This window comes from Thiothrix unzii (assembly GCF_017901175.1).
Classification (GTDB): Bacteria; Pseudomonadota; Gammaproteobacteria; order Thiotrichales; family Thiotrichaceae; genus Thiothrix; species Thiothrix unzii.
On the sequence record NZ_CP072793.1, the window covers coordinates 1,003,907 to 1,021,822 of the forward strand.

At 50.6% G+C, this 17,916-nt stretch carries 18 protein-coding genes; 8 read left to right on the forward strand and 10 right to left on the reverse strand.

The genetic code is table 11. The features are described from left to right. Positions 1–131: 131 nt before the first annotated feature. Together vapB and vapC are read left to right on the forward strand one after the other, a co-directional pair. Positions 132–359, forward strand: coding sequence for a type II toxin-antitoxin system antitoxin VapB (vapB, locus tag J9260_RS05190; protein ID WP_210219974.1), 228 nt, complete (start codon positions 132–134; stop codon positions 357–359). After that, entirely contained in the window at positions 359–757 is a 399-nt protein-coding gene (gene vapC / locus J9260_RS05195) for a type II toxin-antitoxin system tRNA(fMet)-specific endonuclease VapC (protein WP_210219975.1), read from the forward strand. Before vapB ends, vapC begins: the two co-directional genes overlap by 1 nt. Positions 758–813: 56 nt before the next feature. On the opposite strand, the gene J9260_RS18875 is transcribed toward vapC, so the two are convergent. The 3 genes from J9260_RS18875 to J9260_RS05205 form a co-directional block, all read right to left on the reverse strand. Further along, a complete protein-coding gene (locus tag J9260_RS18875; protein WP_425520115.1) occupies positions 814–888 on the reverse strand; it encodes a DUF1010 domain-containing protein in 75 nt (24 codons plus the stop codon). Next, positions 885–1,163, reverse strand: a complete 279-nt coding sequence (locus tag J9260_RS05200; protein ID WP_210219976.1) for a hypothetical protein — start codon at positions 1,161–1,163, stop codon at positions 885–887. The genes J9260_RS18875 and J9260_RS05200 overlap by 4 nt, the downstream gene beginning before the upstream one ends. Before the next feature lie 262 nt (positions 1,164–1,425). Continuing rightward, positions 1,426–2,361, reverse strand: a complete 936-nt coding sequence (locus J9260_RS05205; protein ID WP_210219977.1) for a 2OG-Fe(II) oxygenase — start codon at positions 2,359–2,361, stop codon at positions 1,426–1,428. Between the two features lie 113 nt (positions 2,362–2,474). Here J9260_RS05205 and J9260_RS05210 point away from each other — a divergent pair, with 113 nt between their 5' ends. From J9260_RS05210 to cydX, 4 genes are all read left to right on the forward strand, one after another. Continuing rightward, positions 2,475–3,173, forward strand: coding sequence for a Crp/Fnr family transcriptional regulator (locus J9260_RS05210; RefSeq protein WP_210219978.1), 699 nt, complete (start codon positions 2,475–2,477; stop codon positions 3,171–3,173). 168 nt (positions 3,174–3,341) lie between these two features. Further along, a complete protein-coding gene (locus J9260_RS05215) occupies positions 3,342–4,943 on the forward strand; it encodes a cytochrome ubiquinol oxidase subunit I (protein ID WP_210219979.1) in 1,602 nt (533 codons plus the stop codon). Between the two features lie 10 nt (positions 4,944–4,953). Beyond that, positions 4,954–6,096: a cytochrome d ubiquinol oxidase subunit II gene (gene cydB / locus J9260_RS05220; protein WP_343231191.1), complete on the forward strand. Its 1,143-nt coding sequence runs from the start codon at positions 4,954–4,956 to the stop codon at positions 6,094–6,096. A gap of 12 nt (positions 6,097–6,108) precedes the next feature. Further along, positions 6,109–6,219 carry a cytochrome bd-I oxidase subunit CydX gene (gene cydX, locus J9260_RS05225; RefSeq protein WP_093066620.1) on the forward strand — a complete coding sequence of 37 codons (111 nt, stop codon included), beginning with the start codon at positions 6,109–6,111 and terminating at the stop codon, positions 6,217–6,219. Between the two features lie 88 nt (positions 6,220–6,307). On the opposite strand, the gene J9260_RS05230 is transcribed toward cydX, so the two are convergent. The 5 genes from J9260_RS05230 to J9260_RS05250 form a co-directional block, all read right to left on the reverse strand. Further along, the gene (locus J9260_RS05230; protein ID WP_210219980.1) at positions 6,308–6,916 is read right to left on the reverse strand and encodes a DUF4395 domain-containing protein; all 609 of its coding nucleotides are present in this window, start codon (positions 6,914–6,916) and stop codon (positions 6,308–6,310) included. Positions 6,917–6,973: 57 nt separating this feature from the next. Beyond that, a complete protein-coding gene (locus J9260_RS05235; RefSeq protein WP_210219981.1) occupies positions 6,974–7,300 on the reverse strand; it encodes a hypothetical protein in 327 nt (108 codons plus the stop codon). 49 nt (positions 7,301–7,349) lie between these two features. Beyond that, a complete protein-coding gene (locus J9260_RS05240) occupies positions 7,350–7,787 on the reverse strand; it encodes a bacteriohemerythrin (RefSeq protein ID WP_210219982.1) in 438 nt (145 codons plus the stop codon). A gap of 99 nt (positions 7,788–7,886) precedes the next feature. After that, positions 7,887–9,494 carry an NAD(P)/FAD-dependent oxidoreductase gene (locus tag J9260_RS05245; protein WP_210219983.1) on the reverse strand — a complete coding sequence of 536 codons (1,608 nt, stop codon included), beginning with the start codon at positions 9,492–9,494 and terminating at the stop codon, positions 7,887–7,889. Between the two features lie 222 nt (positions 9,495–9,716). Then, positions 9,717–10,649, reverse strand: coding sequence for an MBL fold metallo-hydrolase (locus J9260_RS05250; protein ID WP_210219984.1), 933 nt, complete (start codon positions 10,647–10,649; stop codon positions 9,717–9,719). Between the two features lie 148 nt (positions 10,650–10,797). On the opposite strand from J9260_RS05250, the gene lepB reads away from it, so the two are divergent. Next, on the forward strand, positions 10,798–11,703 hold the full coding sequence (gene lepB / locus J9260_RS05255; RefSeq protein ID WP_210219985.1) for a signal peptidase I: 906 nt from the start codon (positions 10,798–10,800) through the stop codon (positions 11,701–11,703). Between the two features lie 144 nt (positions 11,704–11,847). Next, positions 11,848–15,285: a pyruvate carboxylase gene (locus tag J9260_RS05260; RefSeq protein ID WP_210219986.1), complete on the forward strand. Its 3,438-nt coding sequence runs from the start codon at positions 11,848–11,850 to the stop codon at positions 15,283–15,285. Between the two features lie 98 nt (positions 15,286–15,383). Here J9260_RS05260 and J9260_RS05265 read toward each other — a convergent pair whose 3' ends face one another. Further along, positions 15,384–15,860, reverse strand: coding sequence for a Uma2 family endonuclease (locus tag J9260_RS05265; RefSeq protein ID WP_210219987.1), 477 nt, complete (start codon positions 15,858–15,860; stop codon positions 15,384–15,386). A 118-nt stretch (positions 15,861–15,978) separates the two neighbouring features. Next, complete coding sequence (locus J9260_RS05270; protein ID WP_210219988.1) at positions 15,979–17,814, reverse strand: S8 family serine peptidase; 1,836 nt, start codon at positions 17,812–17,814, stop codon at positions 15,979–15,981. Positions 17,815–17,916: the final 102 nt, after the last annotated feature.

Here is a 17,916-nt window from a genome sequence, read left to right on the forward strand (position 1 = left end):
GCAAGGGGTGAAGGGAGAAAGATAAGAAGAAAGCCCCGCTGGTCGGGGTTTTCTTTTGTGGGTAATGCTTGAGTTCATGCGGCAAAAAGTCTATATTTTTGGTATATACTTTTTGATGAGAGGAGCGCGTGATGCAAACAGCAAAAATCTTTCAGAATGGGCGTTCGCAAGCCATTCGTTTACCCAAAGCTTTTCGGCTGTCAGGTACTGAAGTCAGAATTTCCCGCGAGGGCAATCGCATTATCCTTGAACCGCTAAAGCAATCTTGGGACGATTGGCTGCTCGCCATCGAACAGTTTTCAGACGATTTCATGGCGCAAGGGCGCGAACAGCCTGCCGTGCAAGAGCGAGAGTGGTAATGAAGTACCTGCTGGATACCAATATCTGTATTTATCTCATCAAGGAAAAACCGCCAGAAGTGTTGCTGCGCTTCACGGCATTGAAACCAGCGCAAGTGTTCATTTCAGCCGTTACGGTGTTTGAATTGTATTATGGCGTTGAAAACAGTCAGGCTCACAAACGCAACTTGGCGGCGTTGGAAAAATTCCTGCGCCCGATGACTATCCTCGACTTTACCCCTGAAGATGCCAAACAAGCTGCACGGATTCGTGCCGATCTCAAGCGAAAAGGTACACCCATTGGGGCTTATGATCTGCAAATTGCCGCGACAGCGTTAGCCAATGGCTTGACGGTAGTGACTAATAACACCGATGAGTTTCAGCGGGTTGTTGGGTTGAGGCTGGAGAATTGGGTTTAGTGGATAAACCCTAAACTTTTGGTTTGACTTCACACTGGAAAAGTTACAGTTGTTTTTTAACGAACAAGGTAAGCCGCCCGCAGTATGCGGGTCGGCTTGAGCGCCGGGTTAGAACTAAGAATGAAAATTATTCGCCGTAATCAATGGCACAAGTTGCACAGTAGGTTTCACCTGCGAGAGAGAATCGTGTGCAACCTAGTGCACCACATTTCTCAACCAATGCTGGCTCTATATACTTTTCATAAACTTTCTTTTGTTTTTCTGTCAATGGCTTACCGTCCTCTCCTAGAATTTGTCGAATAATCCCTGCTTCAGTTTCATTCGCATTATCAAGTACGCTCTCTAAAGCTTTTTTCCTCTCTGAGTCAGTCAGATCTTTTGCGGCTTTTGAGAATTTGTCCGTCATTTTTTTCCTCGTTTTTCAAACTAACTACTATTAGGCGACCTAATGTCGCCGTTCAAGACGACATTAGGTCGCATATACCCGACTGGATGCCAACGATTTCAGGGAATTGTAGCGTATCCTTCCGTGTAATACGACCTAAGCATAAAGTGGGAGTGGGCATGTTTAACCCTTGAATCGGGGTTTTCTTTTGCCTGTTGAAACTACATACTTGGCTAATCAGGAATCGAGGTTACGAATCAGCCGTGATTGAGTCTTGTGACAACTAACCCCATTCCGGCAAACAAAGCTGCCAAGTCGGTAGCAAGCGTGTAAACCTTTCCATTCCCGCCAGTTCGTCGCGTAAGATTTTCCAGCGAGCCAGATTAAACGAATCCCGATACAAATACGCCATCCAGTCCGCTAATCGCACGGCTGCATAGGTTTCGGCATCGTGCGTATCGTTGCTATCCAGTCCCGCACTGTACTGGTATCCATTCACAACCGTTGCCGCGTCATAGCCCCAGCGTTGCAGCGCAACCGCCGCCGTACCTGCCCGATAGGTTACTTCTTCCGGCAAACTTGCTTCGGCAGCGGCGGCAATCGGGTCGAGTGCTGCGGGTAATTCCGAGAAATGCAGGTTGGCAAACAAGGCTTTAATGTGTGCTTCAAGTTCGGGCGTATTAGCGACATGCCAGAAATTGAAGACCACAGTTTGGCGCGGCTGAGTTACTTCGGTGACACCGTGATAAGACGCGGCGTGCAGTAAAAAGCCAAAAGCTTTGTTGTATTCAGGGTTGACCTTGAATGTCGCTTCGCCCTCTGGTGAGGCAAATAATTCCAGCACACCACCGTGTTCCGCTTGCCAGTTTTTATTGAGTTGCAGCACCAATCGCGCAATTTCGTAGCCCAACAGCGGGCGGTCGCTGTGGATGCCAATGACGTGTCCGGGCTGCATCCGTTGCGCTGTGACCATAAAACGTTCCACGAGTGGCAGCCCGGTAATCTCACGCATTCGAGCGAGTATTTCGTGATGAAACGTTGCAGGAATCTCGTCGGTCACTTCGCGCAATGAACAGCGGTAAAACGCACCATCCCGATGTTGCCAAGTGCTGTCTTGCAAAAAGAGTTGCTCAAGCGTTGCGCACTGTTCCTCAGAAAACGCGGCATCCACCGCAAAAAAGGGAAATGGGTTTTGGTGGTGGTGAGGTTGTGAAAGCAACGGCCGAACTCCTATAGGGTGAAACGACATCCTATTGCATAATTGATAAAACGCAATGAATCTTGAGCGGTAATCCGTAATAGTGCATGGGTACTGCATAAGGATGCTGCAAAATGAACACTAAGAAATCCCAAGGGGGAAAATCCCGTTGCCCCATTTGTCAACTAGGGATTTTTACAGAATTAGGTCGTCCGATCGAGGATGCCTTACAAAATCTTGATGCCGAAAGTTTGAATTTTATGGCGGGTTCAACCGTTTATGAAACAGCGTCGGCAGCTACCGCTATTTACGTGCTGATGCACGGCTACGTCAAATTGGCTAAAACCACCTTAATAGGTAAATCGCAAATTATCCGCATTGTTAGAGCCGGGGAAATTTTCGGTTTTGATGGTTTAGTGGCGGAATATTATAACCACAGCGCGGCGGCAGTGGGCGAGATTGATGTGTGCCGGATTCCTGTTGCTGGCTTACAAGATTTAGGCGAACACAAAGCCGAAGTGGAACGTTTGATCATGGTGCGTTGCATTAAAGAGTTGCAACACGCTGACGAACGTTTGTTGGAGTTGGGGGCAAAACGTTCCCCAGAACGCCTCGCATCCTTTTTAGTGGATTGGTGCAATGCCGCTTCCGCTAATGGGTGGGTTCCGTTGGTGTTGTCACGTTCCGAAATTGCTCAATTTTTAGGGTTGACGATAGAGACAGTGAGCCGCTTGTTCGCCTCTTGGAAACGGGATGGCATTTTGAGGGAACAAAAGCAGTCCATTCGCGTCATGGATTGGCAACGCTTGAAGCTGCTGGCGCAATCTAATTAACCCTACAAATAGTACACTATATAACTCAGGTATTTCTACGTTATTTTGACATTTATCAATGTTGTTGCATTGCGATTCAGAGTACGTTCACCTAACAAATATAAATGGCACGAGATTTGCCATGTGGGCGTGCTGAGTTTTTTCATGTGCTAGAGAGGTAGGTAACGTATGATAACTGATGAAGTCGTCGATCTGTCACGGCTGCAATTTGCTGTGACCGCCCTTTACCATTTCCTGTTTGTACCCCTGACGTTAGGCATGACTTTCATGCTGGCGATTATGGAGTCGGTCTATGTGATGACCGGCAAGCAAATCTACAAGGATATGGTGAAATTTTGGGGCAAACTGTTTGGTATTAACTTCGCGCTCGGTGTCACCACCGGTTTGACGATGGAATTTCAGTTCGGCACGAACTGGGCGTATTACTCACATTATGTGGGTGATGTGTTCGGCGCACCGCTCGCTATTGAAGGCTTGATGGCTTTTTTCCTCGAATCGACCTTCGTCGGCTTATTCTTCTTCGGTTGGGATCGTTTAAGCAAAGTGCAGCATTTGTCGGTCACTTGGCTGATGGCGATTGGTACGAACCTTTCCGCGTTGTGGATTTTGATTGCGAATGGCTGGATGCAAAACCCTGTCGGTGCGGAATTCAGTTATGAAACCATGCGCATGGAAATGGTGGATTTTGCAGCCGTGTTGCTGAATCCGGTCGCGCAGGTGAAGTTCATTCACACCGTGGCGGCGGGTTATGTGACGGGCGCAATGTTCGTGCTGTCGATCAGTGCATGGTACATCCTCAAAGGGCGTGATCTTGGGTTTGCGAAACGTTCGTTTGCAGTGGCGGCGGGCTTTGGTATGGCTTCAATTTTGTCGGTTATCTTGCTGGGTGACGAAAGCGGTTATGAAGCCGGTGACGTACAGAAAATGAAACTCGCGGCGATTGAAGCGGAATGGCACACCGAACCCGCGCCAGCAGGTTTTAATGTGATTGCGTGGCCTAATCAGGAAAAGGGTGAAAACGAGTTTGCCGTTAAAATTCCTTACGCGCTGGGTTTGATTGCAACCCGCTCGCTGACGGGTGAGGTTAAAGGCATCAATGATCTGGTTGAAGAAAATACTCACCGCATCCGCAACGGCATTTTGGCGTATGAAGTCTTTTTGAAAATGCGTGCAGGCACTGCCAGCGACGTGGATAAGGAAAGTTTCGAGCGTTTGCGGGCTGATTTGGGTTACGGTTTGTTGCTGAAGCGTTATACGCCGAATGTGGTGGATGCGACCGAAGCGCAGATTCAAATGGCTGCGAAAGATACCGTGCCGCAAGTTGCACCGTTATTCTGGGCATTCCGTGTCATGGTGGCATCGGGTGTGGCGATGTTGTTTATTTTTGCGTTGGCGTTTTATTACACCGCGAAAAAGACTGCATATGACAAGCGTTGGTTGATGCGTTTGGCGGTGCTGGGGTTGCCGTTGCCTTGGATTGCGATTGAATCCGGTTGGTTTGTGGCGGAATTCGGTCGTCAGCCTTGGGCAATCGGTGAAGTGCTACCGACCTTCCTTGGGACATCGACTTTGACCGAGTGGGATTTGATCGGGTCAATTGCCGGGTTTGTGTTCTTCTACACCGTATTGTTGGTGGTTGAAATGTACTTGATGATCAAGTTTGCGAAACAAGGGCCTAGCAGCCTGCATACCGGACGCTATCACTTTGAGAAGCACGGTGGCGGTCACGCGGGTACAGTTTATGCTGACAAAATGAACGATCAGGTCTAAGGAGCAAACCATGATTTTTGATTACGAAACGTTTAAGTTGATCTGGTGGTTGTTGGTCGGTGTGCTGTTTATTGGCTTTGCCTTGACTGATGGCTTCGATATGGGCGTGGGCGCGTTGTTACGCATTGTCGGTAAAACTGACGAGGAACGCCGCGTAGCGATTAATGCGATTGCGCCGCACTGGGATGGCAATCAGGTGTGGTTGATTCTGGCAGCGGGTGCGATTTTTGCGGCTTGGCCGATTACCTTTGGCGCGTCATTTTCGACGTTTTATTGGGCGTTGGTGCTGACCTTATTCTCGCTGTTTTTCCGTCCGGTGGGGTTTGACTACCGTTCCAAGATTGAGGATACGCGCTGGCGCAATACGTGGGATTGGGGGCTGGTTGTGGCAGGTGTTGTGCCGCCGTTGGTGATTGGCGTGGCGTTTGGCAATTTGTTGCTGGGCGTGCCGTTTGCGTTTGATGAGTTCCTACGGATTTCGACTTACGGTTCATTCTTTAAGCTGTTCCACCCGTTTGCGGTGTTGGTGGGCTTGGTGAGTTTGCTGATGTTTACCATGCAGGGCGCGACGTATTTGATGTTGCGCACGGATGAGGCGGTGTATGCACGTTCACGTAAAGCGGCGCAATGGACGGCGGCTGGGGTGATTGTGACCTTCGGGCTGGCGGGCATTTGGTTGTGGGCGGGGATTGATGGCTATGTGATTACCCAAGCACCACCGCATGATTCCTTGCCGAATCCGCTGGCGAAAACCGTTGTGCCAATGGCAGGCGCGTGGTTGGCGAATTACAGTATTTATCCGTTGGCAATTGCTGCACCGTTGGCAGGCTTTGTTGGTGCGCTGGGCGTGTTGATTTTGGCGGGGAAAGACCGTGCGGTGCTGAGCTTTATTCACAGCTCCTTGTGCTTGATTGGGGTGATTATGACGGCGGGTGTGTCGTTGTTCCCATTCGTTATGCCTTCTAGCTTGAACCCGAACCACAGTTTGACGATTTGGGATTCGGCTTCCAGTCATTTGACGCTGGCGATTATGTTCTGGTCAGCAGTGATTTTTGTGCCATTGATCCTGTTTTACACCGTGTGGTGCTACAAACAGATGTGGGGCAAAATTACCGTTAAATTCATCCGTGACAATGATCACTCAGTCTATTAAGGAGATTTTACCATGTGGTATTTTGCTTGGTTGCTCGGCGTATTGCTGGCGTGTTCTTTCGGTATCATCAACGTGATGTGGCTGGAGTTTCACGGTGGGTTGGATACGGATGATGAGAAGTAAGGCGTAAACTGCGTCTGAGAAAAAGGAGTGCTGCGGCACTCCTTTTTTGTGGGTGATTTAGTCGGTCAGGCGATAGCGCATTACAGCATTAAGCATGAATTGCCCCGTAAAGAAAAAAGCCAGCCACGCCCAAAGCTAACACCGCAATGGTTGCCTGAATGGGATTAATGCGCTGAATCTCTTCTTTTTGGCGCACTTCGCACACCCCGCCGGGGCAGAGTGTCGGTGGTGTTTTATGGATCAGGTTGTACAGCACGCAGCCAATGCAAATCCCAAAAGCGGTTTCGCTAAACAACAAAATCAGACAGGCAGTGCAAATGTAGATTTTGATTGGTGTCATCATTTCCAACACCACGACCAGCCAGAACATAATGACCGACAACACCAAGCCAATGCTCCAAGCAAACCGTTTTTGTGCCGCACCCACGTATTCGGGTTTTTGCCGCGCCACAAAGAAACGCCCCACAATCAGACTCGGTGCGTATTTGGGATTTACCAATACCCGAATAAAAAAGTCCACCATAAAAAACGTGATGAAAATGCTGGTATAACGAAAATCCATCGTGCGGTACGCATACAAAAACGACAAAATCGCAAACACAAATAACAGCCCCGCACCCGCGCGAGCTTCACGTTCGTTCAATACACGGACGGCATAGCCATCCACCACTTCGCCAAAATAGAAATGCTTGTTCATAGAGAAATCTTCCGTTAATTCAAAGGTTAAGCTTTAAGTGAGATAACGCGAACAAGCTCAGACGATGGGTGGGCGGTAGAGTACATCAGCACGTTCCGGCAAGGGCTGAAACGTCAAAACGGGTGGGATAAAACGATTGCCGGGTGCTGTAACCAGCACTTCGGGCAAGCTCAAAATAAATTGCGCGTGTTGGAGTTGGTCACAATGGCAGGCATCGGCAGCCGTCGAATGAGCGGCTGTCTGTTGCTTATCGAGGCAGCAGTGGTGATCAGTCATCTGCATTTTCATCGGGGGCGTTGCCACATGATGGCACACACTCGCCGCCGACCAGACGGGCAGGGCGGTCATGAGCAAAATCAGAAACAGGATGATGTGTTTACGCATGATCCGACTCTATCAGAAGCCTGTTACCCATGCAAAAAACCCGTAGACCCTATGTCAGCTCGACTTCCACATTTAACTGATTGAGGAAATTCGCCGTCACAAAATCCATCGAGCTGATGTGCTGTTGCAACCATTCGCGCCAATACTGAATGTAATCCTGCAACATCGCGGTATCGCGCTCGCGCAACCATTGCTGTTGCACCCCCAGCAATTGCAGCAACGCCGTTTCGTGTTCACCCTGATGGCACGGCGTGGCGAAGAAATCGTATTGATGCATCAACAGTTCTTCACGGGCAAAATGCGCTTTGGTGTGTTCCACCCATGCGGCGACTTGTGCATCAATGGTGACGGGTGCGGCGGCAGTTTCGAGGTCTGTTAGTAAGCGCGAAACCAATGCCAATTCCTCGCTGTGCACGGTGTTCATAAACGGCATCGCCACGTTCGGCAACGCATCCCAATCAGCAGTATAAGGTTCAGTGTAAGCCATTTCATACCCTTTGAATTCAAGCGTTGCGCAAGGGTAGGGCATGGCGAGGTGGGGGACATTGATTCAGGTCAAGGATGTTGCGTTGGATCGCAGCCCGCATTAACGGGAAGCCGCAACCATCGCCGTTGCTACCGCTTCCGCCACCTTAATACCATCCACGCCCGCCGATAATATGCCGCCCGCGTAGCCCGCGCCTTCGCCCGCCGGATAAAGCCCTTTGACATTGACGCTTTGCAAATCCTGCCCGCGTGTCATGCGCAGTGGCGACGAAGTACGGGTTTCTACCCCGGTCAACACTGCGTCATACAGCGAAAAGCCTTTGATTTGGCGTTCAAACGCAGGCAAAGCTTCACGAATCGCACCAATCGCGTAGTCGGGTAAACTCGTTGCAAGGTCGGTTAACTGCACGCCCGGTTGGTAAGATGGCTCAACCGTACCGAGTTGGGTTGACGCTTGGCCTTTGATGAAATCGCCGACCAGTTGTCCCGGTGCGTGGTAATTGCAGCCGCCTAATTCGTAGGCGCGTGACTCCCATTGGCGTTGAAATTCCAATCCCGCTAACGGGCCGCCGGGAAAATCTTCGGGGGTAACACCGACCACAATACCCGCATTGGCGTTGCGTTCGGCACGTGAATACTGGCTCATGCCGTTAGTGACGACGCGCCCGATTTCTGAGGTTGCTGCCACTACTTGCCCGCCGGGGCACATACAAAAGCTGTACACCGCCCGCCCGTTATTGGCGTGATGCACCAGTTTGTAATCTGCCGCGCCGAGTTTTTCATTACCCGCGTGTTTGCCAAAGCGTGCTTGGTCAATCAGGCGTTGTGGGTGTTCAATACGGAAACCCAGCGAAAACGGTTTCGCTTCCATAAAAACACCGCGTTGATGCAGCATGGTGAAGGTGTCCCGCGCACTGTGTCCCAACGCCATAATGACGTGATCGGTACGGATTTGTTCGCCACTGGCTAATACCAAACCGCGCACTTGACCTGCTTCAATCACAAGGTCGGTGACTTGCTGCTGAAAACGAATTTCTCCGCCCAATTGCTCGATCTGGTGGCGAATGTTTTCCACCATCTTCACCAAGCGGAACGTGCCAATGTGCGGTTTGCTCAGATAAAGGATTTCTTCCGGCGCACCGGCTTTCACAAATTCAGTTAAGACTTTGCGCCCGTAGTGTTTGGGGTCTTTGATTTGGCTGTAAAGCTTGCCGTCGGAAAATGTCCCCGCGCCGCCTTCACCAAATTGCACATTGGATTCGGGGTTTAACTCGCTTTTACGCCATAAACCCCAAGTGTCTTTGGTGCGTTCCCGTACTTTTTTGCCGCGCTCTAAAATCAACGGGCGAAACCCCATTTGTGCCAGCAATAACCCCGCCATAATCCCGCATGGGCCAAAGCCGACAATGACCGGGCGTTGTTCAAGGTTTTCAGGGGCTTGCGCGACGGGTTGATAACGGGTGTCGGGGCTGGGGTTAATGTGTTGATCGGTGCTAAACCGCGCTAACACTGCCGCTTCCGCTGCGATAGTTACGTCGATGGTGTATACCAGCACAATTGCGTCACGTTTGCGGGCATCGTAGCCGCGTTTGAAAATAGTGAAAGCTAACACTTCATCAAGGGTAACGCCCAAGCGTTGCGCAATTGCCGCAGGTAAAGCGTCAGCAGAATGTTCCAGTGGGAGGCGCAATTCAGTAATGCGTATCATAAAATCAACAGCGTCATCGTCAGCAAAAACGCGATTGTATAACAGCACGGCGGGGGGCGCATAAAAAAGGCGTGATGAATGATCACGCCTAAAGACTGTAAAAGCAACCATGACGAGCCACTTCACAATGTCCAACAAATCCTCTCGTAAGAGCTAGGGACGCTTGAATTATAGTCAATGCGGGCTGATAAATCTATTTAATCTCTAAGAATCACTTATGGTTTATTCGGCCTCAAGTTGCAGATAAGTCTGATGCACATTGCGCCCATGCAAGTCTTTGGACAATTTGAGGAAGCTGAATTTATCATCGGCTGACAAACGTTTAACCGCATCACCCAAATCTTCCATCTCCTCTAGCGATTTACCGACTTCCGTTACCAGCCAATCAAGGTAATCGCCGGTATTTTTCTGTGCGGTAGCCAAATCGCTGGGTGCGCCATGCCCTGCAATGACGTGTTCGGGTTTGAGTTCTGCCATTTTCTTGAAAGTTGCCTGCCAGTCTTTTACTTTGGAAATCTCCGGCAATACGCCCAGCATCCGCTCGTTGAACACCATATCACTTGTGAATACCAGCTTTTCCTTGGGCAACCACAACACCGCATCGCCGGGGAAATGCGCATCACCGAGGTAACGCAACGACATTTCCACGCCACCGATGGTTAGGGTTTTTTCGTCGCCCTCAAAGGTTTCGCTGGCGTATTCCACCTTCAGGTCTTCAGGCTTGCCACCAATCGCGCTGGAAAGACGCATCCGGTTCATGGGTTCTTGTTCGTGCTGGCTGGCTACGGTTTTGGCTAAGGCACTAACCGGAATTTTTTGCGCAAGGAAATGGCTATTGCCCATCCAGTGATGGTCTTGCACGCCGATATTGATCACTTGCTTGATGGGTTTGTCGGTAACGCTTTTGACGGCGGCTTCGAGCATTTTCGCGCTGCCTGCGGTTGCACCAGAACCAACCAATACTACTCCGTCAGCGGTGATAATAAAGCCGGTGGTGTTGTTCAAGCCTTGATTGTCGGCACTGCGTTGGTCGAGTTCGCCGATGATGGCGTATACGTTGTCCGTGACTTTTTGGGTGGTGGGTTCAAATGCGTGGGCGAGTGGCGCGGCTAATAGCAACAAGCCGATGAGTCCTGATGACAATTTTCTTAACATGGTGTAGTCCCTAGTCGGCACGGAACTGCGTGTGGCAGCTCATGCATTGGTTCATGATCGTGGTTTTGTTTTATCGAGTATCTCAGGTTTCACAGCGTAACCGCACTATTTTTGGTATAACACCCCATCGCCATCAAATAGCACTACTATGGAACACCCTGTCAAACGCCGTAAACCTTGGCTCGCGCTGCTGCTGTCGTTGCTGTTGCCCGGTTACGGACAGCTTTATAACGGTGAAGTTAACAAAGCCATTTGGTTCTTTTTGTGCCTGTCGCTGTTACCGATAGTGGTGGTTGCAATGATTGCGCTATACGTGCCGGGTCAATGGTTATTGGCGAGTGGGGCAGGGTATTTGCTGTTGGCTGGTAGCGGGTGGTTGTATGGCGCGATTGATGCTTTTCGTATAGCACGGCGGCAGCCGGATTACGTTTTGCAGCCTTGGCAACGCAGCGGAGTGTATCTGCTGGTGTTTATTGCCTGCGCTGTGGTGGCAGTACCGGCATTGAATGCTTACGCCCGCGATCATTGGGTGGAAACTTTCCGCGTACCATCCGGCAGTATGGAACCCACGGTAATGACCGGCGATATGTTGTTTGCAGATAAACGCTATAACTGCCCAGGTTGCGGCAAAACGTTGAAGCGTGGCGATTTGGTGATTTTTGCGCACCCGAATACCCGCAGTCATTATTTCATTAAGCGCGTGATTGGTTTGCCGGGTGAGCATTTGCGCATTGAAGGCATGGCAATTTATATCAACGGTAAATCGCTCAGTGCCGGACAAACCCCGCAAGCTAAGGGGGTGCAAGTGACCGAAACCGACGGTAAAGCGACTTGGCAAGTGGTTTGGGAACAACCTAATGCGGCGTTACCGCAAACTGATTTACAGATTCCGACGGGGCAGGTATTTATGATGGGCGACAATCGCACTGCCAGTAATGATTCGCGCTTTTTTGGTGCAGTGCCATTGGATGGCGTGATTGCACAGGCGAAAGTAGTATGGTTATCCGTCAAAGGCAATCAAGTGCGTTGGGAACGCATGGGCTTGGCATTGTAATCCTGTCGTAATACACGGCTATGGCTTTACAGCAGCCGCTGACTCACGCAAACTAGCAACCATAATAAATGTGTTGCTATTGTAGGCAATACAACCGCTCACAGTCGGTATCAACCCTGATTCACCCTCATTAAAGGCAATCCAATGACCCGGCAAATCAAAAAGCTTCTGGTCGCCAACCGTGGCGAAATTGCAATCCGTATCTTGCGTGCGGCAGCAGAACTCAAGCTGTGTACCGTTTCGATCTACACCTATGAAGATCGCTTTTCACCGCACCGTTACAAGGCGGACGAAGCGTATCAGATCGGTAAAGACGACGAGCCACTTAAGCCCTACTTGGATATTGAAGGCATTATTGCCGTCGCGAAACGCACCCATGCGGATGCGATTCACCCCGGTTACGGCTTCTTGTCAGAAAATGTGACACTGGCACGTCGTTGCCGCGAAGAAGGTATTATCTTCGTCGGCCCCACACCTGAGGCAATGCAGCGTTTAGGCGATAAAGTCGCAGCGAAAGAAAACGCGATTGCTGCCGGTTTGCCGATTATCGAAGACAGCAAAGAGCCGCTGGATAGTCTCGAAATCGCCCGCCGTGAAGCGGATCGCATTGGCTACCCGTTAATGATGAAAGCAGCTTCCGGTGGTGGCGGTCGTGGGATGCGGGTATTGCGTGAGCCATCGCAGTTGGAAAGTGCGTATAACGATGCGCGTAACGAAGCCCTCAAAGCGTTCGGCGATGCCACGGTTTTCCTTGAAAAATACATCGACTCACCGAAGCACATTGAAATCCAGATTTTGGGTGATACCCACGGCAATTTGGTGCATTTGTACGAGCGCGATTGCTCCGTGCAACGGCGTTTCCAGAAAGTGGTGGAAGTCGCGCCCAGCACCGGTTTGAAAGACGAAACCCGCGAAAATCTGTACAAATACGCGCTGGCAATTACCCGTCACGTGGATTATTCGTGCGCCGGTACGGTCGAATTCTTGGTCGATAAAGACGAGCGTATTTACTTTATTGAAGTGAATCCACGGGTGCAGGTGGAACACACCATTACCGAAGAAATCACCGGGATCGACATTGTACGCAGCCAGATTTTGATTGCTGGCGGGGCGACGCTGAGTGATATTAATATCCCGGATCAGGATTCGATTCAGTGCAACGGTTACGCGGTGCAATGTCGGATTACCACCGAAGACCCGGAAAACGGCTTCAAGCCTGACTACGGTACGATCATTGCGTATCGCAGTACCGGCGGTTTCGGTATCCGTTTGGATGCGGGTGCAGCGTATCCGGGGGCAAAAATTTCCCCGTTTTTCGATTCCATGCTGGTAAAAGTGACCGCGTGGGGGCGCACTTTGGATGGCGCGATTCGCCGTAATTTGCGCGGTTTGCAGGAATTCCGTATCCGTGGGGTTAAAACCAATATCGGCTTCCTCGAAAACGTATTGGAACATCCGGTGTTCACCAGCGGACAATGTTCTGTCACCTTTATCGACAATCATCCAGAGCTGTTCCACACCCCGTTGCGCTTTGACCGGGGTACGAAAACCCTCAAATTCATTGGCAATGTGACGGTCAATGGCAACCCGGACGTGAAATACGTTGACCCGCATAAGCACTTCCGCAAACCGCTGGTTCCTGAATTTGACATCGTAGGCGATTACCCGAAAGGCACAAAAAATCTGTTGACCGAAATGGGTGCGGATAAATTCTGTCAATGGGTGAAGCAACAGCCGAACATTTTCTACACCGATACCACGATGCGCGATGCCCACCAATCGTTGTTAGCAACGCGGGTGCGTACCGAGGACATGCTGAAAATTGCCGAAGGTTTGGCTAAAAACCATCCGCAATTATTCTCGCTGGAACTGTGGGGCGGGGCAACTTTCGACGTTTCAATGCGCTTCTTGCACGAATGCCCGTGGGAACGTTTGAAACTGTTGCGTGAAGCGATTCCGAATATTTTGTTCCAGATGTTGTTCCGTGGCTCGAATGCCGTGGGTTACACCGCTTACCCCGACAACCTGATTGAGGCTTTCATCGAGAAATCGTGGGAAAACGGTATCGACGTATTCCGCATTTTCGACTCCCTCAACTGGATCGAAGGGATGCGCAAATCCATTCAAGTGGTACGCGAGCGCACCGGTGGGATTGCGGAAGGCACGATTTGCTACACCGGTAATGTGCTGAATACCGACCCGTCCAACAAGTTCAGCCTGCAATATTACCTTGATCTTGCCAAGCAATTGGAAGATGCCGGAGCGCACATGCTGGCGGTCAAAGACATGGCGGGCGTGTTGAAACCGTATGCCGCGACTACGCTGATTAGTGCTTTGAAAGAAACCGTGAATATTCCGATTCACTTGCACACCCACGATACCGCGTCGATTCAGTCCGCGACATTGCTCAAAGCGATTGAAGCCGGGGTGGATGTGGTGGATGCTTGCATGAGTTCCATGTCGGGTTTGACTTCACAGGTCAATATGAACTCGTTGATTGCCGCGATGGAAGGCCAGCCGCGTGAACAGCCGTTTAACCTGAAGTCGTTGAATGCTTACGCAAACTACTGGGAAGACGTGCGCGAAATGTACTACCCGTTCGAGTCCGGCTTAAAAGCAGGCACGGCGGAAGTGTACAATCACGAAATTCCGGGTGGGCAATATTCCAACCTGCGTCCGCAAGCGATTGCGTTAGGGTTAGAGCACAAGTTCGAGGAAGTGAAAGAAAACTACGCAGTGGTCAACCGCATGTTTGGCGACATTGTGAAAGTTACCCCATCGTCCAAAGTCGTGGGCGATATGGCGATTTACATGACTTCCAACGGTTTGAGCGAAGCCGACGTGATGGAGCGTGGCACAACGCTGGCATTTCCCGATTCCGTGATTGACCTGTTCAAAGGCGGTCTGGGACAAGTGCCGGGTGGCTTCCCGAAACCATTGAGCGACATTATCCTCAAGGGTGAGCAACCGTATCCGGGTCGTCCGAACGATCACATTAAGCCCGTGGACTTGGATGTCGAATTTGCTGCATTCCAGCAAGAATTCGACCCTGAGCAAACCTTCCTTGATTTCCTGTCGTTCAAAATGTACCCGGCAGTATTCCGTGATTTCTACAAGCATCAGCAGGAATACGGCAACCTGAGCCATTTACCAACACCGGCATTCTTCTACGGCCTCAAGCTTAATGAAGAAGTTTTGGTCGAGTTGGGCAAAGGTAAAGTGCTGATTATTAAGCTGCTGTACCGCTCCCCAGCGGATGAAAACGGTATGTGTACAGTAACGTTTGACTTCAATGGTCAGATTCGTACCGTGCAAATCCGTGATCTCGCAGTGAAACCGACTCGTGCCACCAACCGTAAAGCGGTGGGCGACAAGGAAATCGGCACATCATTGCAGGGTAAATTGTCCGCGATTATGGCTAAAGCTGGCGACGAAGTGGAGCAAAACACCCCACTGTTCGTTATCGAAGCCATGAAAATGGAAACCACGATTACCGCGCCAGTCGCAGGTAAAATCCGCGCAATCCACCTGCATGCCGGAGAACTGGTCGAGCAGGGGGATTTAGTGGTTGAAATGGAATAAAGAAACCCCTTCTAGCCTCCCCTTGTCAGGGGAGGAACAAGAATAGTACCTCTCTTTCTCTCTTCCCTGATAAGGGAAGGGTCGGAGAGGGGGGCTTTTTAACGGAAAATTTTGGATTTGATGTCAGGCGCGAATTTGCTTTGTTCAATCTGCCCCGTATGGCTGAACGTTTCCATGCGTTTGTCTTCGTACACCACCCAGACTTCTTGTGCACCTTTCGCCAGATAAAGTTCCACTTTTTCAGCGATTTCCTGCTTGGAATTGGACGGCGACACGATTTCAACACACAGTTCGGGTGCTTTGAGGTAAGGCGTGGCGTAACCAAATTCGGCGATAAACGCAGCCGAAGCCCAAGCCACATCCGCCACTTTTACACCTTCTGAGGTTTGAATCGAGCATTCGGTGATGACTTCGCCTTCTGGTTGGCGTTGCCACAACGCACCCGCAATCCTCCCCTGAAATCTGCCGTGGCTATTGGAGGCAGGACTCATCAACAGTTTGCCAAACTTGTTCAGCTCTATCTTGAACGGCAGATTTTGCAGCAAAGGGTTATCAATAACTTCTGACCATTCCATCAGGAAATCTCCTTCTATTTGGACAGATGCTAACATGAATCAAGCCACTACGTAGAGTGTTTGCCCCTCTCTTTGTCCCTCCCCTGATAAGGGGAGGTTAGGTGGGGTTTCTTAGAGCTTACAGTTTTGTAACTCCTGATGCTTTCAAGCTCACGTCATCGCGATTAGTCGACGTGCTTTTGTCCAAAAACGCACTGGTCGGATACCCCAAACTCGCTTCGTAACTCGCATTAATGACCGCGTATTTATTGGTAATTGCGGCTTCAATGCTACTAAACACCTGCTCGATAGTTTTACCCTGTGCTTTTAAATCGCGTGATGACAACGTGCGGTTATTCGCAAGGTTAATCCCTGCCACCACCACGCCAGCTTTCACGGTGAGTTTCCAGCGTAACGCGGTGGATGTGCCGGTTTTTTGTTCCAATACGTAGCTGTAATTGACGATGTTTTGCGCTCTCCACAGGTCGCGTTGTTTCACCAACGTGTCTTTTAATACTGCGTAAGGGTCGGTAGGTGCTGGAGGCGGTGGCGGTTGTTGTGTGCCTAAGGCAGCTTGGACTGCTGCATTTGCATCCAGTAAACCCGCGCCGCAACCGTTGCAGGTTTGCGGGAAACTGCGTGCGCTGGCTTTGAGTGCGCTTTCGACTTGATCCGGGGTTAGTGCCGGATTGGCAGCCAACATCAAGGCGGCAACACCCGCGACGTGCGGCGTTGCCATGCTGGTTCCTTGGTAATAGCTGTAAGTGTCGGCGGCGGCTAGTTGCGTGCCGGTGTTGAGCGTTGACAAAATGCCATTGGCAGTGCCGGTATTCATTGAACCACCGGGCGCGGCTAAATCCACCACATTGCCGTAGTTGGAATAATAGGCTTTACCGCCGTCTTTGCCGGTGGCAGCAACGGTAATTACGCCGCTACAGTTGGCGGGTGAGGATTGGCTGGCATCGGTATTGCTGTTACCAGCGGCTACTACAACCACCGCATTTTTGCTGCGTGCGGTATTAATCGCATTTTGCATCGTGGTTCCGCAACTGGATGCACCGCCTAAACTGAGGTTGATGACCCGCGCCGGATTTGGGTTTAAAGGCGCACCGGAAACACTGCCACCCGCTGCCCAAATGACCGCAGCGGCAATGTCCGAGGTGTAGCCACCGCATTTACCCAAGGCTCTGACGGGTAAAGCTTTGGCATTATAAGCCACGCCTGCAATGCCTTCGGCGTTATTGCCCGCCGCCGCAATCGTGCCGGTAACGTGCGTACCGTGCCAACTGCTGTTGATATTGCTGGTATTGCCACATTCGTTGGCTAACACGTAATCGCCGGGGTCGGTTGCGTCGGCATCGCGCCCATCGCCATCGTTTGCCACGAACGTATCGCCAATCATGTCGTACCCCGGTAACAAATTCGGCAATAAATCTTGATGCGGTAATACTCCGGTATCAATGACCGCTACCACGCTGCCCGCGCCAGTGGTGTAACCCCATGCCTGATCTGCACGAATGCCACTCAGTGCGTCCAGCAACGGCCATTGATAGCTCAAATAAGCGTCATTTGGCAGGGCAGGGGTCGCCTCCGCCATTGTGGTTAACACGTAATCCGGCTCGACGTATTCAACCTCTGGCATTTGTTTTAGCCAGCCTGAAAGCTTGTCCCAGTCGGCTTTGTTTTTGCGTTTGTTAAAGCGAAACACATCCGCTTTATTGGCGGTAGTTTTGGTGTAAGCGAAGGTCTCGCGTTGTTCGCTACGCATCCGTTTTAACACTTTATCCACGTCGGTGGCGTTAGCATTGTCACGGAATCGGATGATTAACTGATCAGTATCCGCAGAGCGTGCCGCAGCGGTAACAGGTTTTGCATTGGGGTTAGTCGGCATATTAGCTGTCGCTGTTTGCATCGTAACCGCCGCAATAATAGCCAGTGTGAGTGCGCTCAAACGAGCAGGTTTGGCAATAGACATAGGACTCTCTCGCAGTTTTATTATGACACCCTATTCACGATCATTTATTTTTATAATCTGGTTGTATTCTGGCAGGGAACCGACAAAGTGCAAGCCTTGTCC